Source organism: Streptomyces sp. NBC_01618 (genome assembly GCF_045209435.1).
Taxonomy (GTDB): Bacteria; Actinomycetota; Actinomycetes; order Streptomycetales; family Streptomycetaceae; genus Streptomyces.
The window spans coordinates 6,873,054-6,897,700 of sequence record NZ_CP109297.1 but is presented as its reverse complement, the minus strand read 5'-3'; the positions used below and the strand labels follow the sequence as shown (position 1 = coordinate 6,897,700).

Annotated in this window: 23 protein-coding genes and 2 pseudogenes; 3 read left to right on the top strand and 22 right to left on the bottom strand. The window is 67.7% G+C overall.

What is annotated here, in order from left to right; translation table 11 throughout:
- Nucleotides 1-19: 19 nt before the first annotated feature.
- From OH735_RS32035 to OH735_RS31965, 15 genes and pseudogenes are all read right to left on the bottom strand, one after another.
- Entirely contained in the window at nucleotides 20-142 is a 123-nt protein-coding gene (locus OH735_RS32035; RefSeq protein WP_406385151.1) for a hypothetical protein, read from the bottom strand.
- A 773-nt stretch (nucleotides 143-915) separates the two neighbouring features.
- Complete coding sequence (locus tag OH735_RS32030) at nucleotides 916-1,137, bottom strand: transposase domain-containing protein (protein WP_406385150.1); 222 nt, start codon at nucleotides 1,135-1,137, stop codon at nucleotides 916-918.
- A gap of 69 nt (nucleotides 1,138-1,206) precedes the next feature.
- Nucleotides 1,207-2,101 (bottom strand): annotated as a pseudogene (locus OH735_RS32025) (ISAzo13 family transposase); the annotation flags it as partial.
- Nucleotides 2,102-2,186: 85 nt separating this feature from the next.
- Entirely contained in the window at nucleotides 2,187-2,834 is a 648-nt protein-coding gene (locus OH735_RS32020) for a GntR family transcriptional regulator (protein WP_406385149.1), read from the bottom strand.
- Nucleotides 2,835-2,927: 93 nt separating this feature from the next.
- Nucleotides 2,928-3,620 (bottom strand): hypothetical protein, encoded by a 693-nt coding sequence (locus OH735_RS32015; RefSeq protein ID WP_406385148.1) that lies wholly within the window; start codon nucleotides 3,618-3,620, stop codon nucleotides 2,928-2,930.
- Nucleotides 3,617-4,471 (bottom strand): alpha/beta fold hydrolase, encoded by an 855-nt coding sequence (locus OH735_RS32010; protein ID WP_406385147.1) that lies wholly within the window; start codon nucleotides 4,469-4,471, stop codon nucleotides 3,617-3,619. Before OH735_RS32010 ends, OH735_RS32015 begins: the two co-directional genes overlap by 4 nt.
- An 8-nt stretch (nucleotides 4,472-4,479) precedes the next feature.
- Nucleotides 4,480-5,127 carry a cyclase family protein gene (locus tag OH735_RS32005; protein ID WP_406385146.1) on the bottom strand — a complete coding sequence of 216 codons (648 nt, stop codon included), beginning with the start codon at nucleotides 5,125-5,127 and terminating at the stop codon, nucleotides 4,480-4,482.
- On the bottom strand, nucleotides 5,124-7,052 hold the full coding sequence (locus OH735_RS32000; protein ID WP_406385145.1) for a flavin-containing monooxygenase: 1,929 nt from the start codon (nucleotides 7,050-7,052) through the stop codon (nucleotides 5,124-5,126). Before OH735_RS32000 ends, OH735_RS32005 begins: the two co-directional genes overlap by 4 nt.
- Before the next feature lie 169 nt (nucleotides 7,053-7,221).
- On the bottom strand, nucleotides 7,222-7,470 hold the full coding sequence (locus OH735_RS31995; protein WP_406385144.1) for a hypothetical protein: 249 nt from the start codon (nucleotides 7,468-7,470) through the stop codon (nucleotides 7,222-7,224).
- Nucleotides 7,425-8,105 carry an ABC transporter substrate-binding protein gene (locus tag OH735_RS31990; RefSeq protein ID WP_406385143.1) on the bottom strand — a complete coding sequence of 227 codons (681 nt, stop codon included), beginning with the start codon at nucleotides 8,103-8,105 and terminating at the stop codon, nucleotides 7,425-7,427. Before OH735_RS31990 ends, OH735_RS31995 begins: the two co-directional genes overlap by 46 nt.
- A 58-nt stretch (nucleotides 8,106-8,163) precedes the next feature.
- Nucleotides 8,164-8,799, bottom strand: a complete 636-nt coding sequence (locus OH735_RS31985; RefSeq protein ID WP_406385142.1) for an isochorismatase family protein — start codon at nucleotides 8,797-8,799, stop codon at nucleotides 8,164-8,166.
- A 17-nt stretch (nucleotides 8,800-8,816) separates the two neighbouring features.
- On the bottom strand, nucleotides 8,817-9,833 hold the full coding sequence (locus tag OH735_RS31980) for an ABC transporter substrate-binding protein (protein WP_406385141.1): 1,017 nt from the start codon (nucleotides 9,831-9,833) through the stop codon (nucleotides 8,817-8,819).
- A 66-nt stretch (nucleotides 9,834-9,899) separates the two neighbouring features.
- Nucleotides 9,900-10,763 (bottom strand): ABC transporter permease, encoded by an 864-nt coding sequence (locus tag OH735_RS31975; protein ID WP_406385140.1) that lies wholly within the window; start codon nucleotides 10,761-10,763, stop codon nucleotides 9,900-9,902.
- Nucleotides 10,756-11,586: an ABC transporter ATP-binding protein gene (locus tag OH735_RS31970; RefSeq protein WP_406385139.1), complete on the bottom strand. Its 831-nt coding sequence runs from the start codon at nucleotides 11,584-11,586 to the stop codon at nucleotides 10,756-10,758. The genes OH735_RS31975 and OH735_RS31970 overlap by 8 nt, the downstream gene beginning before the upstream one ends.
- Nucleotides 11,587-11,616: 30 nt before the next feature.
- Nucleotides 11,617-13,113, bottom strand: coding sequence for an aldehyde dehydrogenase (locus OH735_RS31965; RefSeq protein ID WP_406385138.1), 1,497 nt, complete (start codon nucleotides 13,111-13,113; stop codon nucleotides 11,617-11,619).
- Between the two features lie 172 nt (nucleotides 13,114-13,285).
- On the opposite strand from OH735_RS31965, the gene OH735_RS31960 reads away from it, so the two are divergent.
- Entirely contained in the window at nucleotides 13,286-14,425 is a 1,140-nt protein-coding gene (locus tag OH735_RS31960) for a zinc-binding dehydrogenase (RefSeq protein WP_406385137.1), read from the top strand.
- Nucleotides 14,426-14,737: 312 nt separating this feature from the next.
- Here OH735_RS31960 and OH735_RS31955 read toward each other — a convergent pair whose 3' ends face one another.
- The 5 genes from OH735_RS31955 to OH735_RS31935 form a co-directional block, all read right to left on the bottom strand.
- Nucleotides 14,738-15,682, bottom strand: coding sequence for an LD-carboxypeptidase (locus OH735_RS31955; RefSeq protein WP_406385136.1), 945 nt, complete (start codon nucleotides 15,680-15,682; stop codon nucleotides 14,738-14,740).
- Nucleotides 15,679-17,667 (bottom strand): prolyl oligopeptidase family serine peptidase, encoded by a 1,989-nt coding sequence (locus tag OH735_RS31950; protein WP_406385135.1) that lies wholly within the window; start codon nucleotides 17,665-17,667, stop codon nucleotides 15,679-15,681. Before OH735_RS31950 ends, OH735_RS31955 begins: the two co-directional genes overlap by 4 nt.
- Before the next feature lie 22 nt (nucleotides 17,668-17,689).
- The gene (locus OH735_RS31945) at nucleotides 17,690-19,087 is read right to left on the bottom strand and encodes a M20/M25/M40 family metallo-hydrolase (RefSeq protein ID WP_406385134.1); all 1,398 of its coding nucleotides are present in this window, start codon (nucleotides 19,085-19,087) and stop codon (nucleotides 17,690-17,692) included.
- Nucleotides 19,080-19,913 carry a M55 family metallopeptidase gene (locus OH735_RS31940; protein WP_406385133.1) on the bottom strand — a complete coding sequence of 278 codons (834 nt, stop codon included), beginning with the start codon at nucleotides 19,911-19,913 and terminating at the stop codon, nucleotides 19,080-19,082. The genes OH735_RS31945 and OH735_RS31940 overlap by 8 nt, the downstream gene beginning before the upstream one ends.
- 558 nt (nucleotides 19,914-20,471) lie before the next feature.
- Nucleotides 20,472-21,311: a PucR family transcriptional regulator gene (locus OH735_RS31935; protein WP_406385132.1), complete on the bottom strand. Its 840-nt coding sequence runs from the start codon at nucleotides 21,309-21,311 to the stop codon at nucleotides 20,472-20,474.
- Between the two features lie 14 nt (nucleotides 21,312-21,325).
- Between OH735_RS31935 and OH735_RS31930 the strand changes: the two are divergent.
- Nucleotides 21,326-21,553: pseudogene (locus OH735_RS31930) on the top strand (transposase); the annotation flags it as partial.
- A 917-nt stretch (nucleotides 21,554-22,470) separates the two neighbouring features.
- Nucleotides 22,471-22,638, top strand: coding sequence for a hypothetical protein (locus tag OH735_RS31925; protein ID WP_406385131.1), 168 nt, complete (start codon nucleotides 22,471-22,473; stop codon nucleotides 22,636-22,638).
- Nucleotides 22,639-22,690: 52 nt separating this feature from the next.
- Here OH735_RS31925 and OH735_RS31920 read toward each other — a convergent pair whose 3' ends face one another.
- Together OH735_RS31920 and OH735_RS31915 are read right to left on the bottom strand one after the other, a co-directional pair.
- Nucleotides 22,691-23,497 carry a carbohydrate ABC transporter permease gene (locus OH735_RS31920; protein WP_406385130.1) on the bottom strand — a complete coding sequence of 269 codons (807 nt, stop codon included), beginning with the start codon at nucleotides 23,495-23,497 and terminating at the stop codon, nucleotides 22,691-22,693.
- Between the two features lie 125 nt (nucleotides 23,498-23,622).
- The gene (locus OH735_RS31915) at nucleotides 23,623-24,645 is read right to left on the bottom strand and encodes an ABC transporter ATP-binding protein (protein ID WP_406385129.1); all 1,023 of its coding nucleotides are present in this window, start codon (nucleotides 24,643-24,645) and stop codon (nucleotides 23,623-23,625) included.
- Between the last annotated feature and the right edge of the window lie 2 nt (nucleotides 24,646-24,647).

The window sequence follows — 24,647 nt, the reverse complement described above, 5'->3', positions numbered from 1 at the left end:
TAACAACTCCATTGTTTGATCACGGTTTGGCGTGCAGGGTGTGTCCGGCGATGGCCGCGTGTGCTTGTGGGGTGGTGGCGCTGACGGCGCCGGGTTCGACGGTGTGTCCGAGGGCGTCGAGATCGGTTCCGGTCTCCTTCACGGCTCGGGAGCTTCGGCCGGTGCTGACCCTGCACGGGGCGGCCAGCGTGGTGCGGGGCGTCTTTCAGCGCCGGGTCAGGACACCGATCAGGACACGGTCGGCCGCGGAGTAGCTGGGTGCCGGCGCTTGGACCGTCGTCGGGGCGTTTGCCGGGGAGCAGGACCGGTGGGTGCGTGGTGCAGTAGTCGCGGTAGCGGGAGGCTGGGGTGTCACAGCCAGGCGGGTGCCTTGTCGTCGGCCGGAAACCGCCCGAACTCGGCGGGCCGTGCCGGGGGCGGCGGGGCGAGGGGTTCGGGGTGCAGTGTGTGGTTCCAGATGCCGTGCCAGTCGTGCGGGGTGAGGGGAGGCGGTCCATGACGTCGTCGGAGACGGTGACGCCGGGGTCGAGTTCGGCGTGGACGGCCAGTCCGGCGGCCGAGTCGGCCATCTTGATCGCCAACTCCGGCTCGCTGCCGTTGAACCCGCCCACCGCCGCGTCAATCTGCGCGTGCGTACCGCGCTCGGTCAGGGTCACCACCCGCGTCTGCGGGAACCCCGCGGGCTGGCCGTTCTTGACCGGCCCTCCGAAGGTGGCCCGGTTGGCCGTCGTATCCGGCGCATCCAGCACGAACCCGTCCACCGCAGCCAGACGCATCCCACGGTAGAAGGCTCTCCTCAGGCCGACAGGAGCCAACGGGCCAGCCAGCTCGCGGAACGTGGTTTCCAGGACCGGTGGACCCAGGCGCCTCCGCGCCCGCGTAAACGAGGACTTGTTGGGGATGCTCCCGCTCAACTCAGCAATCGCCGACCAGTTGCTCCGCCACGTCGTCGTAGGAATCCTGCTGGAACAGGGCCAGGGCGAGTGTGAAGTAGACCATGAACCCGGCCGGCAGGGCGCCGGGCTTCTTGTCGCGAACTCCGCACTTCTCCAGCACATCGGCGACGAGCTCCGGGGTCACCCATCGGGTCACCACTCCCAGCCGCACACGATCGGATAACCCCACCCACGGATGCATGCCGAGTCCAACGACCGCGCTCCTGCAACGTCACCGTGAACTGCTTGGCACACTCAAGCAACGGCTTTGAGTGCCTGGAGGGAAATGGCAGACGGTCACCTCCAGTCCGGCCGCGTGAGCGAAGTCGGCGAGCTCCTTCTTCCAGGCGCGGATCCGGTAGCCGTTGGAGCCACCGGCGTCGGCGGTGATCAGTAGCCGGGAGGCGTGCGGGTAGTGGTGTCGTCCCTCCCCGTCCCACCAGCGGCGCAGGGTAGCCACGGCGAAGGCGGCGGTGCCGCCGTCGCAGCCCACCGACACCCAGCCGTCGTCCGCGCCGATGTCGAGATCCCGTACGGCACCGCCTTCTTGGTTCCCTTCTCGGGAAAGTCGTGGGCGCGTACGCGGACCGGCTGCCCGGCCCGGTGCCACTCGCGCCAGGCGACCGCATACTCGCCCAGGGTCTCCTTCTTCTTGGCTTCCACACTGATGACCGGCTCGCCGACCGCAGTGAACTCCTTGACCTGGTCGTTGATGTAGTGGAGCTGGGCATCCCGGTCCGGGTGGCGGGCACCCTCGGCCCTGCGCGGGGTGCCCTGGAGGGAGAACCCCTCGGCCTTCAGCAGCGCGGCCACAGTTTCGTGGCCGACCCGGTGCCCCTGGCGGGACAGCTCCGCAGCCAGGACACGGGTGGACTTCACCGTCCACCGCAGTGGAGACTCCGGATCTCCCCGCTGATCCGGAGCGACCAGCGCCCGCCGCCCGAACCCGGCCATCGGGGTTCCCACCCCTTTCCAGCTCACGCAACCCGCGCGACACCGTGGACTCCGCCACTCCCGCAGCACCAGCCACCAGGCGAATCCCGCCGTGCCCCCCGTACACGGGCAGCGGCCCCGAGCACCAGCCGTCGCTGTCGCTCATCCAGATACGGCAGAAACAGCTCGAACGTCTGGGCCCGCCCCGCCTCGATTCCCTCCGACACACCCAAATCCTACGGGCCAACAGGCCTCAGAAACCGAGGAGTTGTTAATCGTCAGCTCCCTGGGTCCGCCTGCCGCACTGCCGCATGGACATCAAGCGAAGCGCTTGACCGCCTCGACCGCGGCCTCGCGCGCGTTTTTCATGTGGATGGCGTAGGCGTCCTGGGCCTCCTGCACGGAATTCGAGGCGATCAGCTTGTTCACCGTCCGCAGCTCCTCGATGCCGGCCTTGATCCGCTCGGCCGACAGCGAGGCCAGCCGCACCCGGGCGACCCGCCAGTAGATGCGCTGGGCCAGCACCGAGATGGCGTTGTTGTGGGCGCCTTCGAAGAGCACGTCGTAGAGGGCCTGCTTGCTCACCAGCACCTCGGCTGCGTCACCGCTCTCGTGGGCCTTCTCCAGCTGGCTGAACGCCTCGGCGAGCCGTGCCTTCTCGTCCTCGGTCGCACGCTGAGTGAACAGCATGATGGCGAAGGACTCCAGCACCTCACGGATCTCGTAGAGGTCACGGATGTCGTGCTCGTCGATCCGCGCGACCTGGGGTCCCTTTCCCGGGACGATCTCGACGAGGCCCTCGGTCTCCAGTTGCCGCAGCGCCTCGCGCACCGTCGTACGACTGGTGCCGAGGAGCTCGCAGACTGCTGCCTCGGTGATCCGCTCGCCCGGCTGGAACCTGCCCATCAAGAGGTTGCGCAGGTTGATGACCGCCTGCTCTCGGACTGGCGCGGCACTACGGGTCACCCGATACGCTTCCTGGACTTCTGTCATTCCTCTACCCTTTTAGTAACGACGATCATTCCTGAGGTATCGACTGTGACAATTCACACGATTCACTCAGGCCCCGTGACTCGGCTGGGTCATCGCCTCGAAAGTATGACGGACCGAGGCGCGGTGCCAAGCATTCTGCGACAGCCTCTCGCGCCACGGCGTGGCGCGGGCCCGTTCACGAGCCGGGCTCTTCATGGCGTCCTGGCTGCGCAACGAGTGGAACGCCACATGGGTCCACGAGTCCCGGGCCTGATTGCCCGGCGCTCCACTGCCGCGGTCACTCTTGATGCAGCGGTAGATCTGGCACCCCGCCCACAGCGGCTCCTGCAGCATGATCGGCAGGTGCTCGGTGGCATACCAGGCCTCGAATTCGTTCCAGTAGTCCTCAGGAACCGTGAAGGTCACTACGTAGGAAATCGTAACATCGATCGGGTGCCAGGTGTTACCCTGGGTGATGATTTCCTCACCGACGAAACGATCGAAGTCGACCGTATTTTTGATCACTCGACGTGATTCTTCGGAGGGATTGGTCCGCAGCTCCTTGAATTCCGCAGAATCGAAGACGGCCGTGTCCGAGACGTCGTAGCGAACCGCGAATTGTGCGGTTTCGCCAGGCTTGACGTTGGAGTAGCGCCGGGCACCCTCGATACCCGGCAGGTCCACCCGCGACGGGATGTGCTCGTTGTCGTACCAGTCATGAAACGCCTGCTCATGGCCTTCCTTGGGGGTTGACCACGCGAAGATGACTCCACTCGTCATGACTTGATCCTTCCTTCTGCATTCACGCTCTCGACAAATTCCATGATCACGTCCACGACACCCTCGGGACGGTCGATGTTGGGGCAGTGGGCGCCCGGGATCGTCACGGCCCGTCCATGCGGCGCCATCTCGGCCAGCTCCGCGGTCCATCCGGGCACCAGGAGCTGGTCGTCCTGGCCCTCGACGAACAACACCGGCGCCTCGGTCTTGGCCAACCGGTCGGCCAGCGGCGGCGGGCCGGCCGCGTCGCGCTGCGGGGCGCGCACCCGCGCCGCCGAAAGTGCTTCCCAGTGGCCCGGCAGCAGGCCGTTGGCGTGCCGCTCAGCGACGTGGTCGTCCCACCGGCTGGCGTCTTCGACGAGCAGGCCGGTGATCCGCCGGGCGTCGTCGACGGACTGGTCGTAGCGCTGCAGCTCGTCGAAGGCGCTGCCGTTACGGCCGTGCCCGAGCGAGCCACCGATGGAGACGGCCGAGGTCCACGGTTGTCCGTACCGGGTGCGCGCTGCCGTGACCGCGGTGCTGCCGCCGAAGGACGAGCCCACCAGGTGCACGCGGGCCGCCGGGACACTGAGCGTCGCGAAGAACGCCGAGACGACGTCACCGTGTGCCGCCTGCGGAGGGCGGTCGAAGAAGGTGACCTTGCTGGAGCCTCCGTAGCCGACGAGGTCGAGAGCGATCACCCGGAAGCGCTCAGCCAGGGCCGGCATGACACCCTCCCACGCGAGCTTCGCCGAGCTTCCGAAGGCGCCGTCGTGCAGCAGCACGATGGCGTCCTCCGCGTCACGCGGGCCCACGTCGTAGTACGCAATTTTGATGGCACCCAGTTGTGCCGACAACATCTGGTCATTCATCAGTCAACTCACCATTCCACGACGAAGTTGGTCCAGCCGGCGTCGCCGCCGGACATGGCCACGGGCGCGGCGACGACGCGTACCTGGCGCTCCTCCACGCGGGGGAAGAACAGGTTCTCTGCGATCAGGACGTCGGCTCCCAGCAGGCCCCGGTGGAGCTGGAATGCGAAAGACTCGTCGCGGTCCTGCGCTGGCAGCTCCGGGGTCAGCAGGTCCATGCCGATCAGATTGAGTTCGAGGTCGGCCGCCCAGGCAGCCACGGACTCGTCCAGGCTGGGGTGGCTGAGGTATTCGGGGTCGCCGAACTTCTCGCCCCACCCGGTGTGGATCAGCAGCATGTCGCCCCGCGACGGCGCCGGCCCCCCGGCGAGGATGTCGTCCACGGTGATCGTGGTGCCGTAGCTGCACGTGGGCGAGGAGATGACCGCGTTGCCGATGAACCGCTCCAGCGGGTACTCATCGATCGTCTTGCCGTCGGCGAAGGTGTGGCTCGGCGCATCGATGTGGGTGCCCATGTGCGAGGGGGCCGAGATGTGCTGCACCCGGATGGCGTCGCCGCGGTTGATGTTGAGCACATGGTCGGCCTCCACCGTGGGCAGGATGGGCACCCCCTGCATGCCCGGCACCCAGTAGTGCGACAGCGACAGGACACTCATGACGTCACCTCATGCTCGTCGGTGGTGGGGTTGATGGTGCGGAACTTCTCCGACGGGAAGACACGCGTGCGGGTCCAGTAGTCGACGACGCGCAGTGGCCAGTTCTGCGAGACCCGGCCTGAGGCGCCCTTGTACCAGGTGGACTCGTCCGAGGCGCCCCACGCGGTCAGGTCGCTGGCGGCGTCAATCTCCGCCACGAACTCCTCCAGTGACTCGGGCAGGCAGTCGACCGCACCGGCTCCGGTCTCCTGCAGCGTCTGCAGCGCCGACATCACGAAGTTGGCCGCGCTCTCGGCGAAGAAGAACAGGCTGCTGCTGACCACGACGTTGGTGTTGGGACCGTAGAGGCAGAACAGGTTGGGGAAACCCGTCACCGCGATGCCCATGAAGGCCTTCGGGTCCCCGGCCCACTCGTCGTGGAGCTTGCGTCCCTCGAGACCGGTGACGTCCACCGGCTCGAGGATCTCCGAGGCCTTGAAGCCCGTGGCGTAGATGATGACGTCGAAGTCCAGGTGCTCCTTGTTGGTCCTGATCCCGGTCTCGCCGATGGCCTCGATGCGGTCCGAGACCAGCCGGACGTTGGGCTGCTGCAGCGTCTTGGCCCACAGGCCGTTGTCACGCAGGAGCCGCTTGGAGTACGGCGCGTAGGAGGGGATCACCTTCTCCAGCAGGTCCGGGCGGTCGTGGTACTGACGCTCCAGGCCGTTGGTCAAGTGCTGGCGCAGCGCCTCGTTCTCCGCCGAGACCGATCCCGGCCGGTCCCAGCTCGGGTCCACGGTGTAGTAGGGACGCCGTGCATCGGCGGTGGTCCAGAACTGGTAGGCGCGATACCACTCGGAGTAGGTCGGCACGTTCTCGAACAGCCAGCGCAGACCGGGCTTGACCTCGTCGGTGTACGCCGGAGTCCACTCCATCCAGGGCGCACTGCGCTGGAAGACCGTCAGGCTGCCGACCTGCTCGGCGATCTCGGGGACCACCTGGTAGGCGCTGGCTCCGGTGCCGATGATGGCGACCCGCTTGCTCGTGAGGTCGACACCGTGGTCCCAACGGGCGGTGTGGAACGCCGGGCCGGCGAAGGTGTCGATGCCGGGCACGTCGGGATACTTGGGCCGGTTCAGCTGGCCGACCGCGGAGACCACGGCCGAGAACTCGGCTTCGTACGGGCCCTCCGGTCCGGTGAGCGTCAGCTGCCAGGTGCAGGTGTCCTCGACGAAGGTGGCGGCCTGGACCTCGGTGCCGAAGCGGACGTTGCGATCCACGCCGTACTCGTTGGCGACGTCGCGCAGGTAGCCGTGGACGGCCTGCTGCAGCGAGAAGTCGTGGGTCCAGTCGTCGCGGGTGGCGAAGCTGTAGCTGTAGATGTAGTTGGTGGTGTCGACGCGGCAGCCGGGGTAGCTGTTCTCGTGCCAGACGCCACCGAAGTCCTCGTTGCGCTCGAAGATCGTGTACGGGATGCCGGCCTGGTCCAGGCGTCGGGCCATCACGATCCCCGACATGCCGGCGCCGATGATGGCCACCGAGAGCGCGCGGTCCAACGATGCAGCAGCCGTCCAGGTGGGGGCGCCCTGGTCGTGGGGAATGCCGAGCTGGTAGCGCAGCATGTCCTCGGTGTCGTCGTCGATGGGTGCGCCGACGAGATATTCGATGAGTTCGCGGCCGGCCGAGCGGTCGGTGCCGGCCAGGCCCAAGTACGAGATCTCCTTCAGCCCCTTGACGGCCAGCGCCGTGGCAGCCGAGTCGTCGTTGGCCGATCCGGCCACGGCCCGTCCGAGGAACGTGGATGCCTGGGGCCGGACGGCAGTGTCGATGTACTGCGGATCGCCGGTCAGGTGGGTCAGCGCCGCCAGTAGCGGGACGAGCTCCCCCTGGCCGATAAGTTCGATCAACTCCGACTCGGTCAGGGAATCATTATCGAGGACGCTCACATCTTCTCCTATAAGGACAATTGCTGTCCACGCCGGCGACTGGGGGCGCGAGGGGGATGAGTAGTAACCGTAACATGATATTACGATCGCATGGTCTATGTGGTGGCCGCGAATCGTGGTCCCGGCCCATGCGGGCGGCGACGGCGCTCCCGCATGAGGGCCTCGGTGACTACTCGACCGAGGCCTCCGACCACACGAGGCTTTTGGTGTCCACGCTCCCCTTGAGCTGGCCCAGGTCCTGGAGCCGCTTCTGCGGCATCTCAATGTCGGACGGGTCCAACTTCGACAAGCCGAGGAACGTCATCTGCGACTTGTGCAGCAGGCTCGCGTACTTGTCCCCGTCGATGCCGGACGGAGCCGGATAGAACTTCTTCAGGTAGGCGACGACCGCTCTTCGTTCGCTGCGTCCTGGACCCACTCCTGCGTGTCGTCCATGGCCTTGATGAAGCGACGCAGGGCTTCGGGGTTCGCGTCTGCGAACTTGCCGGTGGTCCAATACATCTGCTTGTCGCCCTCGTAGCCGGTCGGGTAACCGTCCGTGGCGCAGTTGATGTAGGTGCCGCCCTTGCCGGCAGCCTCCAGGAGGTTGGCGACCTGGACGGTGTCGGAGGCAAAGTCGACCTTGCCGGCCAAGAAGGCTGCCACGGTCTTGGAGGCACCGGCGATGACATAGACCGGCTCGCCCGTGATGTCCACAGCATCGAACAGGAAGTCGACGAAACGGTCCGAGGCATTGCCACGGCCGTAGACCGCGACGGACTTGCCCTTCAACGCCTCGGTCCTGGCCTTGAGGTCACCGCCGGCATCGACGTGCTTGGAGCCGGCGATGATCTGGAACACGGTCTCCTGAGTGGTGGCTGCCACCGCCCGCAGGTCGCTGCCCTTGGCCTTCGCCAGGACGAACGGATCGGGCGTGCCCGGAGCCAGGTCGAGACTCCCGGACAGCATGGCCGACAGCGCCTGAGCTGAGGTCTGTACCGGCACGAGCTTGACCTGCAGGTCGTTGTCCTTGAACACCCCCTGCTCATCGGCGACCTGGGAGTAGAAGCTCACCAGGTTTTGGGGGATGGAACTGCTCGGCTTCGCGAGCTGGCCTGCCCGGACACCTCCTTCAGGAGCAGGACCGGAGATAGCGAGAGGCCGCATCCGAGTTGAGGACTTCGCCGTACTTGATGTGGATGTCAATGAGGCTCGCCAGGTGCTGCATCGGCGAACGGTCACCGCTGGCGTCCTCGACGACGACGGTGCGAAAACCGTGCGAGCACGCGTCCACGGCGGTCGTACGCACACAGCCGCTGGTCGTGGCTCCGGTGATCACCACCGTATCGACGCCCGCTCCGCGCAGGTACGACGCCAGGTCTGTCCCGACGAAGCAGGAGGCGTGGGCCTTGACCATCACCGGGTCGCCGGGCTTGCGCTCCAGCCGAGGATCGATCTCCACGGCCGGGGTGCCGGTGACCAAGGCGCGACCGCCCGGGATCTTCTCCAACCAGATGTCGGCCTCCGTGGAGTCCGACTCGTAGGCCACGGTGAAGAAGATCACCGGGGCCCCCACGTCCCGGGCGGGCCCAAGTAGCCTGTTGGTCGCCGCGATCTCAGAGGTGAGGTCGAAGCCGAGAGGTTCTTCGGGATCGGTGAAACCGACTTCCAAGTCCACCACCACCAGCGCCGGGCGTCGGCCCAGCCCCATGTGGGCGACGCGATCGCCGTCCCGGAGGTTCTCCCAGACCCGGCGATACGCGCTCACGAGCTCCGACTCAGCACTCACTTGACCGGGGCCTGCGACCACACCATGCTCTTGACATCGACCGGCTTCTTGAGCTGGCCCAGTTCGAGCAGGCGGTTCATCGAGGTCTTGATGGCAGCCGGGTCCAGCTCGGTGGAGTTGATGAAGTCCAGTTGCGACTGGTAGAGCAGGTTGGCGTACTTGTCGCCATCGATCCCACCCGGTGCCGGGAAGAACTCCTTCAGGTGGGCGATGACCGCGTCCTTGTTGGCCGGGTCGTGGACCCACTTGTTGGTCTCGTCCATCGCCGCGATGAACCGCTTCACGGTGTCGGGGTTCTTCTCGGCGAACTCGGCAGTTGTCCAGTACAGTTGCTTGTCACCCTCGGAGCCGGGTGCACACTTGTCGACCGCACAGTTGATGTAGGTGCCGCCCTTGCCGGCAGCCTCCAGGAGGTTGGCGATCTGGACGGTGTCCGAGGCGAACTCCACCTTGTCGGCCAGGAAGGCCGAGGTGGTCTTGGCCGCGCCCGCGATCACGTAGTCCGGCTGGCTCGCGATCTTGTTGGACTCGAACAGGAAGTTCACGAACCGGTCGGAGGTGCCACCACGGCCGTACACGGCGATGGGCTTGCCCGTGAGCGTCTCGGCCTTGGTCTGCAGGTCGCCGCCGGCCGCGACGTACTTGGAGCTCGCCACGATCTGGAAGACCGGCTGTGCGGTGTTGGCAGCGACGGCGACGGCGTCGGTACCCTTGGCCTTGGCCAGCAGGAAGCTGTCGGACGTGCCCGGTGCCAGGTCGAGGCTGCCGGCCAGCATGGCCGAGAGCGCCTGCGGTGAGCTGGCGACCGGGACGAGCTTCACGTCAAGCTTGTTGTCCTTGAAGATGCCCTCCTTGTCGGCGACCTGGGGGTAGAAACTCACCAGGTTGCTGGGGAAGAGCTGCATCCTCAGCTGGGGGACGTCCTTGCCACCGTCACTGGATCCGCCGCAGGCGGCCAGCAGCAACACCGACGACACGGCCAGCAAGCTCCGACCCTTCATACTGCACGACATCTGTTCAGCTCCTCTTGGGGAAGTGTGTGGAAGGCGGGAGCGCTCGGGATCGAGCGGACTACAGGCTCAGACCTTCTGCCATCGACAGAGCCGCGACTCGACAGCGCGCAGCAATTCGACCGAGATCGAGACGACCACTCCGAGCGTGAACAAGATTCCGAAGACCGCATCCATTTGCAGCAGGCCCGACTGCTTGGCAATCTCGGCACCTGCGCCGGCGTTGCCCGTCAGCATCTCGCCGGTCATGGCTCCCAGGAATGAATAGATCAGTGACAACCGCAGGGCACCGAAGATGCTGGGCACCGCATGGGGCCAGCGCACCTTGGTGAAGTAACTGCGGTGGTTGACGCCGAGCTGCTCCGAGAGCAGCTTTAGGTCAGGGTCGACACTGGCCAGGCCCACCATGGCGCCGTTGAGGACCACGAAGAAGCAGAGCGTGAAGACCAGGACGATCTGCGGCAGCTCCCCCAGGCCGAACCAGGCGATGAACAGCGGCGCGAAGGCGATGCGCGGCAGCGAGTTGAGGAAGTTCAACAGCGGGTTCATCACGTCGGTGACCAGCGGCGAGCTGCTCAGCAGAAAGGCGAAGAACACCGCCGCGACGGCGGAGAGGCCGAACCCGATGCCCGCCTCCTTCATGGTGACGCCGATGTTGGTCCAGTACTCCGAGGTCGGCAACTGTTCCCTGAGGTAGTCGAAGACCGCCCCGGGGCTGCTGATGGTGATGGCGCTGGATGCGGAGTCCGAGGCCAGCAGCTGCCAGATCAGCAGTCCGGTGGCCAGCAGGCCGATGCGCAGCGACCACACCCAGGTGCGGTGCCGGCGACGCGAACGCACCCGCCGGCCCTGTTCCTCGGTGGCCCAGGTGGCCAGGTCGGCTTCCTCGGTGCGAGGACGTGCCGCCGTGGCGGCAAGAGTGGTTTCAGTCATGGTTGAGGACCTCCCATATGCGCGAGTAGAGCGCGTGGAATTCCGCATCCGTCTGCAGATCACGGATGGATCGAGGGCGCGGAAGGCCGATCGGCACGTCTTCGGCGATGTGGCCAGGCCGCGGGTTCATCACGATCACCCGGTCGGCCAGGGCGATGGCCTCGTGCAGGTCGTGGGTGACGAACAGGATTGTGCGGGGCTCCTTCTCCCACAAGCCCAGCAGCACCTGGCCGAGCTGGATCTTGCGCTGCGGGTCCAGTGCTCCGAACGGTTCGTCCATCAGGAGTACGTCGCTGGGCAGTGCGAAGGTGCGGGCCAGCGCGACCCGCTGGCGCATGCCCTGCGACAACTCGGTGCGGTAGGCGTCGTGGAACCCCTCCAGCCCGACAAGCGACAACATCTCCCGGGCGCGCTCCTCGCGCCACTGGCGGTCGTTGATATTGCGGACCTCGAGGCCGAACATCACGTTCTCCATCGCGGTGCGCCACGGGAGGAGCGCGTCGCGCGCCAGCATGTAGGCGATGTCGCGGCGCCCCGACTTCGGCGGCTGCCCGAGCACGTCGATCGTGCCGGTGTGCGGGGTCAGCAGGCCGGCCACCATGTTGAGCAGGGTGGTCTTGCCGCAGCCACTGGGTCCCACCAGGGCGACGAACTGCCCGTCGGTGACCTCGAGATTGACGTCGTGCAGCGCCTCGATCGCTCGCGTGTCCCCCTGCTTGTCGAGCAGGAAGTTGTGCGTGACGTTGGTGACGTTCACAGCCAGGGACTGTCCTCCCGGGCTGGTGGGGGACACCGTCTGTGTCAATCCGCTGGTAATGCTCATCGATCAGTTCCCTCTCGCTCCAGCTGGTGCTCAGCCTTGGGCTTTCGCTTCGACCTTGGGCGCGACGAACGCGAACGGATCCCGGTTGACGCCCGAGACGTTGACCCAGATCGTCTTCTCCTCGGTGTATTCGTCGATGGCGTGGATGCCGTTCTCCCGACCGATGCCCGACTGCTTCACGCCACCGAACGGGGCGCTGGGGGCGAACAGTCGATAGGTGTTGACCCACACGGTGCCGGCCTGAATCCGCGCAGCCACCCGGTGCGCGCGACCGATGTCGTTGGTCCAAACACCGCCGCCGAGGCCGAACTCGGTGTCGTTGGCCAGCGCCACGGCCTCGTCCTCGTCGGTGAAGGTCAGGGCCGCCAGGACGGGGCCGAAGACCTCCTCGCGGACCACGGTGGAGTCCTTGGTCACCCCGGTCAGCAGCGTGGGCTCGATGAAGTAGCCACCCAGCTCCGGGTTCTGGCCGCCGCCGCAGGCAGCGGTCGCGCCCTCGTCCTTGGCGATGCCCAGGTAGTGCATGACCTTCTCGTACTGCACCTTGTTGGCCATCGGGCCCATCTGCGAGTTGACGTCGTGGGGGTCGCCCTGGCGGATCCGCCTGGCCTTCTCCACGATGCGTTCGACCAGCTCGTCGTGGATGTCCACGTGGGCGATCAGTCGGGTGCCCGCGATGCAGCTCTGCCCGGATGCGGCGAAGACCCCGGCGACGATGCCGTTGGCAGCCGCGTCCAGGTCGGCGTCAGGGAAGACCACCTGCGGCGACTTGCCGCCGAGCTCGAGAGTGGCCTTGTTGAGGTTGCCGGCAGCGGCCTTGGCAACCGATCGCCCGGTCTCGGTGGAGCCGGTGAAACCGACGCGGTCGACGCCGGGGTGCGCGGCAAGGGCGGCGCCGGTCTCACGGGATATCCCGGTCACGACGTTAAGCACGCCCGGGGGGAAGCCCGCCTCTTCGAACAACTCGGCGAAGGCCAGCGTGGCGGTCGGTGAGTGCTCCGAGGGCTTGACCACGACGGTGCAGCCTGCGGCGAGGGCGGGAGCCAGCTTCACCGAGAGCAGGAGCAGGGGTGAGTTCCACGGAGTGATCGCGGCGACCACGCCCACCGGCTCACGACGGGTGTAGATGAGGAAGTCCGAAGTCGGGCCCGGGATCTGGCGGCCCTCGACCTTGTCGGCCAGGCCGGCGAAGTAGTGGTACCACGCACTGAGTCCCTTGGCCTGGCCCACGGTCTCCAGATAGAGCTTCCCCGAGTCGTTGACCTCCATCCGGCCGAGTCGTTCGGCGTGGACCTCGATCAGGTCGCCGAGCTTGCGGAGCAGGCGGGCGCGAGTGAAGCCGGTCATCGAGCCCCATTCGCCGTTGAGGGCGTCGCGAGCGGCCTGCACGGCGAGGTCGACGTCCGCCGCGCTACCGTCGGGCACCGTCGCCCAGGGCTCTCGGGTGTAGGGGTTCTCGGACTCGAACGTCTTTCCCGACACCGCGTCGACGCGCTTCCCGCCGATCAACATCTGAAACTGCTCCACGGCCGTCCCTTCTCGATTCTCAACGAGGATATGATCCACATCTCACCTGCCCGTAGCATCGTATGCTCGCAGGGGGAACGCAAGGGTTTGACCAAGAGAACGTCGGTTGCCTTCGCACAGCCGTCCGGACGCGGCTCGCCGGGCCCGCCCACGACTTCCAAGGAGTTCGCAGATGACTGTTCCTTACCGTTCCGACGTGGCCCAGATCGCAGCGATCGCGACGTACGGCGAGGCACCCGTCGTCGAGACCGTGCCGCTGCCGAGCCCCGAGGCCGGGGCCATCGTGGTGAAGATGGACGTCGCCACCGTGTGTGGGACCGACGTCCACCAGTGGCAGGGCGCGTACGCCGCGGCCTTCGGGCTGCAGCCGCCCATCTGCATGGGCCACGAGGGCGTCGGGGTCATCCTCGAGCGAGGCAAGGGCGTCGAGACGGACTCCGCCAGCACTCCCCTGACGGAGGGCGACCGGGTGATCTGGACGCACCAGGCGTGCGGGCAGTGCCACGAGTGCTCCGTGCTCGGCGCGGAGGTGCTGTGCACCAACCGCACCATGGGCATGCACCAGTCCATCCACACCTTCCCGCACGTGTCGGCCACCTTCGGCACCCACAGTTACGTCTGGCCACGCGCGGGCCGGCTCCGCGTCCCCGACGGCGTGAAGAGCGAGTGGGCCTCGGCAGCCAGCTGCGCCCTGCGCACCGTGAAGAGTGCGCTGGAGAAGATCCCGACGCTGGGCACCCACGACACGGTGGTAATCCAGGGCGCCGGGCCGCTCGGCCTGTTCGCCACGGCCGCTGTCTCGGTGCACCGGCCCCGCAAGCTCATCGTGGTGGGCGCGCCCGACAGCAGCCTGGAACTGGCCCGGCAGTGGGGCGCGACCGACACCATCTCGATCGGCGACCTGCCCGACGCGGAGTCCCGCAAGGCCGCGATCCAGGGCCTGACCGACGGCCGCGGCCCCAACGTCACCCTGGAGTTCGCCGGTGTGCCGTCAGCGTTCGCCGAGGCCCTGGACTTCACGGCGCGCGGCGGCCACGTGGTGCTGGTCGGCTCGGCCGCCAACGCCCCCCACCCGACCTCGGCGCACCACATCGTCACCAAGCAGTTGAGCGTCAGCGGCTGCTACAGCGCGACGATCGGCCACTACGCCCAGGCGCTGGACTTCATCGACCGCTTCCAGGGCGAGTTCGACTGGGACCAGATGCTCGGCAACCGCTACCGGCTCGACCAGCTCGGCGACGCGCTCTCCAGGATGCGCTCGGGCACGGAAGCCAAGCCGATCATCGTGCCTGAAGTGGGGCCGTCCTACTGATCCCGGATCCACCGGCTCGGCTTCGGGGTGATCGTTCAGCGTGGTTCGGGCCGGTCGGTCGGTGGAGGGCATGTGGTAGCCGCTGGACTGCCCAGCTTTTCCACATGTCCACCGACGGACTATCGACCGGTGTATCGGGGCTAAGTGTGGGCTAAGGGGGTGTGGTCGGCTCGTCGCGCGCGCCTCCCTTCCCCCGGGTCGCCGACCACCGGTGCGGCGCCGGCCGCGTACGCGACCGTCTTCCACAACAATGCCAACGCCCCGGGCGGAGTTGCCTGACGGGTACTCAACTTCTTTGCGATTCGGCCCCGTTCAGACCAGCGCGGGCCCGTCGATCGTGAGCGTGGCGGGGCCGCCGTCGGCCGGCGCGTCCAGCACCGCGGGCACGCCGAGCGGAATCGTCAGCGCCGTCGGTCCGTGTCCGAAGCCCAGCTCCTCGACGACGGGCACGCCCAGTGTGCCGAGCCGGTCGGCGAGGACCGCGCGCACGCTCTCGTACGGGCCGCAGCCGGCCCAGGAACCGCAGGCCACCCCGGATATCCCGGCGAGCGCGCCGGCCCTCAGCAACTGGGTGAGGATGCGGTCGATGCTGTACGGGTCCTCGGTGGTGTCCTCGATCACCAGCAGCCCGCCCCGGGCCGATGTGCGGGCGTGCGGGGTGCCCAGGTCGGCGGCGAGCAGGCTCACACAGCCGCCGTAGGTGATGCCACGGGCCCGGCCCGGTACCAGTGCCCGTGCCGTGGGCAGGCCGAGGGTCCGTACCGTCTCGGGCTCGAACAGGGTGGCCCGCAGGGACTCCTGAGTGTCCGGGTCCTTGAGGAAGGTTTCGGCGCCGGCCAACGGACCGTGCAGGGTGGCGAGCCCCATGCGCCGGGCGAACGCCTCGTGGAGCACGGTGATGTCGCTGTAGCCGATGAACACCTTGGGCCCGGCCGCGCGCATCGCCGCCCAGTCGATCAGGTCGACCATGCGGTGCGCGCCGTACCCGCCACGGGCACAGATCACCGCGTCGACGGACGGATCGCACCAGGCTTCCTGGAGATCCCGGGCGCGCGCCTCGTCCGTACCGCCGAGGTAGCCCAACTCCGGGTGGACGTCCCGCACATGAGGAGCCTCGACGGTTTCCAGGCCCCAGCCCCGCAGTACGTCGAGGCCCGCCGCCAGACGGTCCGCGGGCACCGGCCCGCTCGGTGCCACGACGGCGATCCTGGCACCGGGACGCAGCCGGGCGGGGCGGGTCAGGGGTGCGAGGGTCACTTCTTCAGCTCCAGTCGCGGGACGTCGGGACAGTCGATGCCGAACGTCTGCCCGTACAGGGAGAGTTCGGCCTCCAGGGCACGGATCATCGTGTCGGCGCGCCGGAACCCGTGCCCCTCCCCCTCGAAGGTGAGGTACGCGTGCGGGACGCCGCGCCCCTCGACCTCGGCCAGGAACCGCTCGCACTGGACGGGCGGGCAGATCGGATCGTCCAGTCCCTGGAGCAGGAGGAAGGGGGTGGTCAGCCGGTCGGTGCGGCTGATCGGCGACCGTTCGCGGTAGCGGTCCGGGACGTCGGCGAGGGGGCCCACGAGGGACTCCAGGTACTGCGACTCGAAGTCATGGGTCTCGTCGGTGCCCCAGCCGGTCAGGTCGAGGATGGGGTAGATGATCGTGCCGCAGGCGTAGACGTCGGTGCCGGTCAGCGAGGCCGCGGTGGTCCAGCCGCCGGCGCTGCCGCCCCGGATGGCGAGCCGCCGCGGGTCGGCCGTGCCCTCTGCGGCCAGCGCCCGGGCGACGGCCGCGCAGTCCTCGACGTCGACGACGCCCCACTGTTCGCGCAGCCGGTTGCGGTAGCTCCTGCCGTAGCCGGTGGAGCCGCCGTAGTTCACTTCGGCGACGCCGATGCCGCGCGAGGTGAAGTAGGCGATCTCCAGGTCGAGTACGAGCGCGGCATGCCCGGTGGGGCCGCCGTGCGCCCAGACCACGTAGGGCGGCAGTTCGCCGTCGGGGCCGGTCCGGTCGGGGTTGCGGGGCGGGTAGATGTGGGCGTGGATCTCCCGGCCGTCGGGCCCGGTGAAGGTGCGGTCCTCGGGCCGCGGGTAGTACGCGGGGTCGACGGCGTCCTCGTGCGGTGTGCCGATGATCCGGGTGCGGCCGGTCGCGGTGTCCAGCTCGACGACCTCGTAGGCGCTGTACGGGCTCGCGGCGATGCCATAGACCCGACTGCCGTGCACGGCCAGCGACTCGGCCCATTCGGTCCAGGGGCCGGCGACGTCGACGAGGTCACCGGTCGCCGGGTCGAGGATGCCGAGCGTGGTGGTGCCCTTGCCGTGGACGGTGGCGATCAGGCCGTTCTCCAGCGGCCGGAACCAGCTGAGGCCGATCTTCCACAGGGGTCCGGCGAACTCCTGCTCCCGGGGGCAGAGCACGACCGCGCCCCGGTGCGGGTCGGCGCGGTACAGGTTCCACCAGCCGTCGCGGTCGCTGGCGAAGAGAAGCTGCCCGTCGGCGTCCCATTCGATCTGCGGCACCGATTCCTCTGGGCCGCCGCCGAAGCTCCAGGTGTGCTGGAACGTACCGTCGTCGGCGACGTCCGCGAGCATCACCTCGGTGCCGTCCCACGGCATGCGCGGATGGTCCCAGGCGAGCCAGGCCACCCGCCGTCCGTCGGGCGAGAGCTTCGGCCCGGTGACGAACCGGTGGCTGTCGTCGGTGAGTTCGCGTACCGCGGAGCGGTCCTCGGCGGCCGAGCCGTCCAGCGGTACGGCGGCGATCACCCGGCGCAGGTCAGTGGGCCGCTCGCCGGTGAACTCCTCCAGGACGCACCACACTTCGCCCCGGTCGCCCCGGTCGAGGTGCAGCTGCGGGTCGACCCACCGCAGCCCGCCGCCGACGGCCGAGACGGGGGTAAGCGGCCGGGGCTCGCCCGGCTCGTCGGGGGCGTAGGCGTACAGCCGCTGGTCGGCGAAGTCGACGAAGACGATCAGCGGTCCGCCCTCGGCGCGTTCGGCCCCGGCCCAGGGCTGTCCGCCGTATTCGATGACCCGGCTGCGTACGTTCCACGGAGCGGGCAGGACGCTGTCACCGGTCCCGTCCGCGCGGCGGCGGACCAGTGCGCGGCGGCCCGCCTCGGCGGGGCGCGGCTCCGTCCACCACACCTCGTCGCCGACCACGCCGACGTATTCCGGACGGCCGTCGCGTGAGGCTGCCAGCCGCGCGTCGATCGGCGAAGGCCACGTTCCGTAGGGCCCTGTGGACATCATGTTCGATTCCCCCCGTTCCGGGTCAGGCCGTGCGCAGATAGTGGTCGAGGACGCGGACACCGAAGTGCAGTGCGTCGACGGGGACGCGTTCGTCGACGCCGTGGAACAGCGCCTGGTAATCGAAGCCGACGGGCAGCTTCAGCGGTGAGAAGCCGTAGCCGGTGATGCCGAGCCGGGAGAACTGCTTGGCGTCCGTGCCGCCCGACATGCAGTACGGCACGACGTGGCCGGCCGGGTCGAAGCGTTCGATCGCGGCGCGCAGCTTCGCGAAGGTCGGCGAGTCGACGGGGGCCTGCAGCGGGACCTCGCGGTGGTGGAACTCCCAGTCGACGTCGGGTCCGGTCAGCCGGTCCAGGGTGGCGTGGAACTCGTCCTCGCCGCCGGGCACCATCCGGCCGTCGATGAAGGCGGTGGCGTGGCCCGGGATGACGTTGACCTTGTAACCGGCCTCCAGCATGGTCGGGTTGGAGCTGTTGCGGATGGTCGGTGCGACCAGGTCGGCGGCCGGCCCGAGCTTGCCGAGCAGCTCGTCGACGTCGAAGCCGGGGGCGTCGAGGTCGGGGTGGATGCCGTGCAGGGCGGCGAGCTCGGTGAGCGCGGCGCGGACCGTCGGGGTGAGCCGGACGGGCCATTCGTGCGCGCCGATCCGGGCGACGGCCGCGGCGAGCGTGCTGACCGCGTTGGCCTTGTTGACCTTGGAGCCGTGCCCGGCCTTGCCGTGTGCGGTGAGCTTCAGCCAGGCGGTGCCGCGCTCGCCGGCGGCGATCGGGTAGAGCGGCATGTCCGGTCCGGCGTGGAAGGTGAAGGCGCCGGATTCGCTGATGCCCTCCGTGCACCCTTCGAAGAGTGCGGCGTGCCGGTCGGCGAGGAAACCCGAGCCGTCCTCGGCGCTGGCCTCCTCGTCGGCGGTGTACGCGATCACGATGTCGCGGCGGGGCCGGACACCGGCCCGCGCCCAGCCGCGTACGACGGCCAGGACCATCGCGTCCATGTTCTTCATGTCGATGGCGCCGCGCCCCCAGACGACGCCGTCGCGGACTTCGCCGGAGAACGGGTGCACGGACCAGTCGTCGGCCTCGGCCGGGACGACGTCGAGATGGCCGTGCACGAGCAGGGCGTCGGCGGACGGGTCGGTGCCCTCGATCCGGGCCACCACATTGGTGCGCCCCGGGGTGCGTTCCAGCAGGGCGGGTTCCAGTCCGGCGGCGGCGAGCCGCTCGGCGACGTACTCGGCAGCCGGGCGTTCGCGGCAGTCGCCGCCGCCGCGGTTGGTGGTGTCGATCCGGATCAGTTCGGAGGTGAACGTCACCGATTCGTCGAGCGCCTGCCGGTCGACGCTCTCCCGAGGGTCGGTGCTCTCCCGAGGGTCGGTGCTCTCGCGGGGGTCGGCGCTCTCGCGGGGGTCGGTCGCCTCAGCCATACTGCTCCTCCACGGCGGACGACACGATCGTCGTCACCGCCTTGAACGTGCGGATACCTTCGTACATCGTCGCGCTGGTGTAGGCGACGCGCCGTTCGCCGCTGGGCGCCACGCCGGGGACGACGGTGGCCGCCGCGGCCAGGTGCTCGGCGTCGAACTCCAGCTCGATGGTGAAGGGGCCGCCCTCCACCGGGGTGTGCCGCACGGCCAGCACGGTCGCGTCCTTGGCCGCGGCACGGATGTCCGCGGCGGTACGGGCCGGGGTGCGGCACACCGCCGCGTACCGCGACACATAGTCCTTCACGGCGACCTTGCGGGCCTCGGGGGCGTACCCGTCCGCGTCCACGCAGGTCAGGTCGTCGCCGGTGACAAGGACCACGGGAACGCCGTACTCGGCCACGACATGCGCGTTGAGGAGCCCCTCGCTGGCGCGGGCGCCGTTGAGCCAGACCCCGGTGATGGAGTTCGCCAGATACGTGTGGGCGAGGACCCCCTCCGTACCGGCGCCGGTGTGGTAGCCGACGAAGGCGATGGCATCGACATCGCCGTGCTGGATGCCTTCGACCATGGAGAGGGACTTGTGTCTGCCGGTGAGCATCTGCACCCGGTCGTCGAGCCGCTCCAGCAGGAGGTTGCGCATGGACCAGTGGGCCTCGTTGATGAGCACCTCGTCGGCGCCGCCGTCGTAGAAGCCGAGCGCTGCCGCGTTCACATCGGAGGTGAACAGGGCACGGCACCGCTCCCATTGGGGGGTGCCCGGCAGCACATCGGCCGGCCAGGTGACGCCGGTGGCGCCTTCCATGTCCGCACTGATAAGGATCTTCATTGGGTCCGTCTTCTTACAGGTCAGGGACTGTCTGGGCCGGTCGTGACACCAGTTGCTGACATCAGTTCGTGAAGGCCATTAAGCAGGCACCCAACTCGGCGCCCCCATACAAGCATCTAGGCAGGCCAACCGTCTCCCCTCCTGCGTCACCGGGGTCAAGAACCCCTGTCTGACGAGCCCGAGTTCTCATGGTCGTCGCAACACCTGACCTTCGGGAACGCGATGGTCGAGATCCGCAAGATCCGCTCGGCGCAGGGACACAAGAAGCTGACGCGCGAGCGGGAGGCATACTTTCTGCTCATGCGGCAGGGAGTCCAGCAGCTCACAGGAACGCGAGATCGTCGGCGGCCTCTACGTCTGGCTACGAGGAGATTCTGACGATTCGGGGTCCGGCGAACGCCTCATCGTCGCCCACCCGCCGCAGCTGTCTCGTCAGGCGGTTGATCCTGACTGCACGAGCACGGCATCCATCTGTCGTGGGCGCATTCCGCAACCTTACCCACAAGCCCCGTCCCTCGGGGCCGGGTCAAGTTGACAGCTACGTCGAGGCCGTAGGATTCAGCTGACAGGCCGGTAGCGGCCGGTGAACCGCGCCAGTTTCAGTCCGAGGTGCAGGCAGAGACGCTCGTTGCCGTCTTTGAGGTTGGCGCCGGCCAAGCGCTCAAAACGCTGAATGCGGGAGTACAACGACGTACGATGCAGCTTCAGGCGTTCGGAGGTCGCGAGTGCGTTCCCGGAGAGATCCAGGTAGGTCTCCAGCGTCTGAAGCAGAGGCAGCGCCTCCGGATTGGTGAAAAGTCGCTCGAGCCCGGGATGAAGCACAAAATCGCCGAGGTCTTGACTGAACATCTGCGCGAGTACCCGATAGATGCCGAGCTGGGACCATCGGGCAATCCGGCTGACGTCGGGCATGAATGCGGCGATACGAGCGGCTTGGCCGGCCTCGAGATAGGAGTCACGTGCCTGCGCCAACTCCGACCGTGGCTGCCCGACGCCAATCACGAATGACGACACCTGCTCGAGTGCGGACAAGGCGGTCTGCAGGGCGAGGTCGAGGTGGGACACACAGCGGTTCACCGTTAGCTCGTCGACCTCCCCCTCCGTACCGAAGAGAAGCAACCCGTCGCTGTAAGAGACGAGGTGGACGGCGTGTCTTGCGGGCAGCACGTGGCGGGTGTTGACGAGCGCATGTTCGACGGCGAGCCGCACCTGGTCATCCGGCTCGGCGTCGGGGGTGAGCACCGGCCTGACCACCAGCACGACGACGCCGAGGGAGGGGACGAAGTGCCCGCCGTCGATAAGGGCGCGCGCCGCATAGGCCTGGACATCACTGCCACAAAGCAGCAGGTTCGTAATCGCCTCTGTCTCCCGGTCTGACGCGAGCTCGCCGACCAGCACCTCACGATGCGGCGGTCGCCGCCGCCGCGCTGGACCTGCTGGCCTGGATGCCCATGCTCGCGCTGACCGGAAAGGCCAGACTCTGGGAGCCCCGCCGCCTGCGGCTCCGCCTGTTCACCGCGGCCGGACAGCTCGTGAGCACCGGCCGTCGGCGGATCCTCCGCCTGGCCCGGCACTGGCCCTGGACCAGCCACATCACCGCCGCACTTGACCGGCTCACCCAGCTGCCGGACCCCGGCTGACCGACGGATTCCCCGTCCCTTCAACAGCACCTCAACACCCGGAGCAGTGGAACCCGGCGCCATCCCGAGGCGACACTCGGGCCTGGACCCTGCCCAGCCTCAGCCCAGAACGCAAAAACGGTCCACCGGCTTCGTCGGCGGACCGTCACGAAACTTCGAGGTTAACGCGACCGGACGCGACCTGCGGCGGGATGGTCTCGCGACATGGGGATGAGACATGTACACCTCTCCTACTGGGTGCATGCAAACCCGAATCGTAAATTCCTCATCAGGCAGATCTCGGCTCAGCCGTACTTCTTCAGCTGCGACTCGTTTCCGCGGCCCAGCGTGCTTTAGTACGGAATGGGGTCCGTGATCACGGGGAGCTTGAGGCCCTACTCGGTCTCTTTCGGCCGGATGATGTCAGCCGCGATCATGTCGGGCCTTCCGTCGCCGGCATTGTCCAAGGCAGATCCACGCGCACGTGCTCACAAATCGCATCCTGATAGGAGAACGCGGCTACCTGAGGCCGTTTTCGACGATGGGGCCAGCAGGTTTCTGTGCCTGAGCGGCCGTTGCCGGCAGGAAACCGGATACACGGCCGTTGTCGCTCCGAATACGATGACGAAACGCTCATTACCGTGCTTCCAGAAGATGGATCAGCCGGACGGGTTCGGCACTTTCCGGCCTCGAGGTGGTGCTCTGGAACGCGAGGGGTTCAACAGGATGCGGTGCACGAGACTCTGTTCGTCCCTTCTGCCGGATGACAGGTTTGCGCGGACTTTATGGCCGGCGGCACAGCTCCGTCATCGGCTGAATGTCGGGACGATCCCAGCGCGAGCCCGACGAATGTCGAATCGTGGTCGTCTTCACGCCGGACGGTGTCGCGGGGCGATGCTCGAGATCCGGGCACGGGCGGAGATCTCGGCGGCCGACAGGTGGGCACGACTGGTGACGACGATCGCGACAACACCGCACGGCCTCACCGAGCCCTGCAACTTCGCGCACCCGCCGACGACCCGGGCGTCATCCCGTTCCGCGCGCAGCGCATCCAGCGCCACGACGTCCTCGGCGGACTCATCCACGAGTACCGCAACACCGCCTGACGAAAATCACGACAGCTGACGAAACCTCAGTTCAGCCGTCACATCCTCACTGTCAGAGCAGCTCGAGAAGGCGCGTACGGTGAAGAACGATCAGCTGAGCGGCCGCGACGGCGGCAGCGGTGATCAGCAGCGTGATCGAGAGGGTGCTGGCATACCCGAGCTCGCCGTACAGGAATGCGCGGCGGTAGACGTAGAGCGGTGCCACCAGTGTCGCGGAGTGCGGTTCGCCGGCTGTGATCAGCAGGGCCGGGATGAACGTGGTGTGCAGGAGGAGGACGACGTCCCGCAGTGCGAGCAATGTAAGGACCGGTGCCATCAGCGGCAGTGTGATACGTCTGAAGGTGAAGATGCGTCCCGCGCCTTCCATGGCGGCGGCTTCGTACAGGGAGTCCGGCAGGAGGCGGCGGGCTGCGAGGGCGACGAGGAAACCCTCGCCCATCTGGAGGGAGACGACGAGCGCGAGTCCGCCTCGTGCGGCAGCGGGGTCGGTGAACCAGCCGGGTGAGGGGAGACCGAATGCTTCGAGGGTGAGAGGCAGCGGCCCGTAAAGAGGGTTGAGCAGCCAGAGCCACAGGAGAGCCCATGCCGCGTCAGGAATGATGGACGGCAGGAATACCGCGGTGCGGGCGGCGCTGTTCACGCTGCTGCGGCGGTGGAGCAGGAGCGCGCAGCCGACTGCGAGTGCGGTTCGCAGGGGTATGGCTATGGCCGCGATCTTGGCCGAGTTGGCGAGAGAGTGCCAGAAGGTTTCGTCGGTGGCGAGCCGGTGCCAGTTGTCGAGGCCGGTGAATGAGGGGGCGCCGAAGCCGTAGTAGTCGGTGAAGGCGAGCCATACCGAGCCGATGAGTGGGACGCCCACCAGAAGGGCTGTGGCGGCGAGCCATGGCAGGGCCAGTGCTGTCGGCCGATGTCTGAGTGAGGGTGTGCGCGCCCTGTCCCATCTGCGGTGAGGGGCGGGCCGAGTGGGTTGGCTGTCTTGTTCGTTCATGCGGTGCGCGGTCCTTCGGCCGAAGCGAAGTGGTGCTCGTCGGCATTGCTCCAGGTGATGCCGGTCTCGCTTCCGGGCCGGGGCACATCGGTCGAGGACGGCACCCTGACCAGAATGCGCGTGGTGTCTGGGCACACGATGTGAAGGACCGTCTCTTCGCCGTTTGGCTCCACGGTGGTGACGCGTCCCGTCAGATGCCCGTGTCCGGCCTGTGCCAGGTGTGTGCGCTCAGGTCGGATGCCGGTCACGGGACCGTTCTCGCGGCCCAGCGCTTCGGGTGGCAGCAGGTTCATCGGCAGAGTTCCGATGAAGCGTGCGATGAATGCCGTGCTCGGGCGCGAGTGGAGCTCGTCAGGTGTGCCCACCTGCTCGATGCGGCCTGCTCGCACGACGGCGATACGGTCGCCCAGAGCAAGTGCCTCGGTCTGGTCATGGGTGACGTAAAGCATCGACACGCCCAGACGGCGCTGGAGTTCGCGGATTTCGGCTCGCGTGCGCAGTCGCAGGTCGGGGTCGAGGTTGGCGAGAGGTTCGTCGAGGAGGAAGGCCTTGGGTCGGCGGATCAAGGCCCGGGCGAGTGCTACGCGTTGGCGTTCTCCGCCCGACAGTTCGCGGGGGTACCGGGCCAGAGCATCGGTGAGGCCGAGCATGGTTGCGGCCTGGGCGACGTCGGTGGTGATCTGGGTCTTGGGCACGCCTCGGGCGCGCTGGCCGAAGGCGATGTTCTCGGCGACGGTGAGATGGGGGAAGAGTGCGTAGTCCTGGAAGACCAGGGAAATGTCTCGATCGCCCGGTGCGGCCGTCGTGACGTCGCGTCCGCCGATCTCGATTCGGCCGGCGTCGAGTGCCTCGAGTCCGGCGGTCGCTCTGAGCAGAGTGCTCTTTCCGGAACCTGACGGTCCTACGACCACCATGAGCTCGCCCCTGGCCACGTGCAGATCGACCTCGGTCAGGGCGGCGATGGGCTGCTTACGGCGTGAACGGTAGGACTTGTGCGCACCGTGGATTGCGATGCCCATGG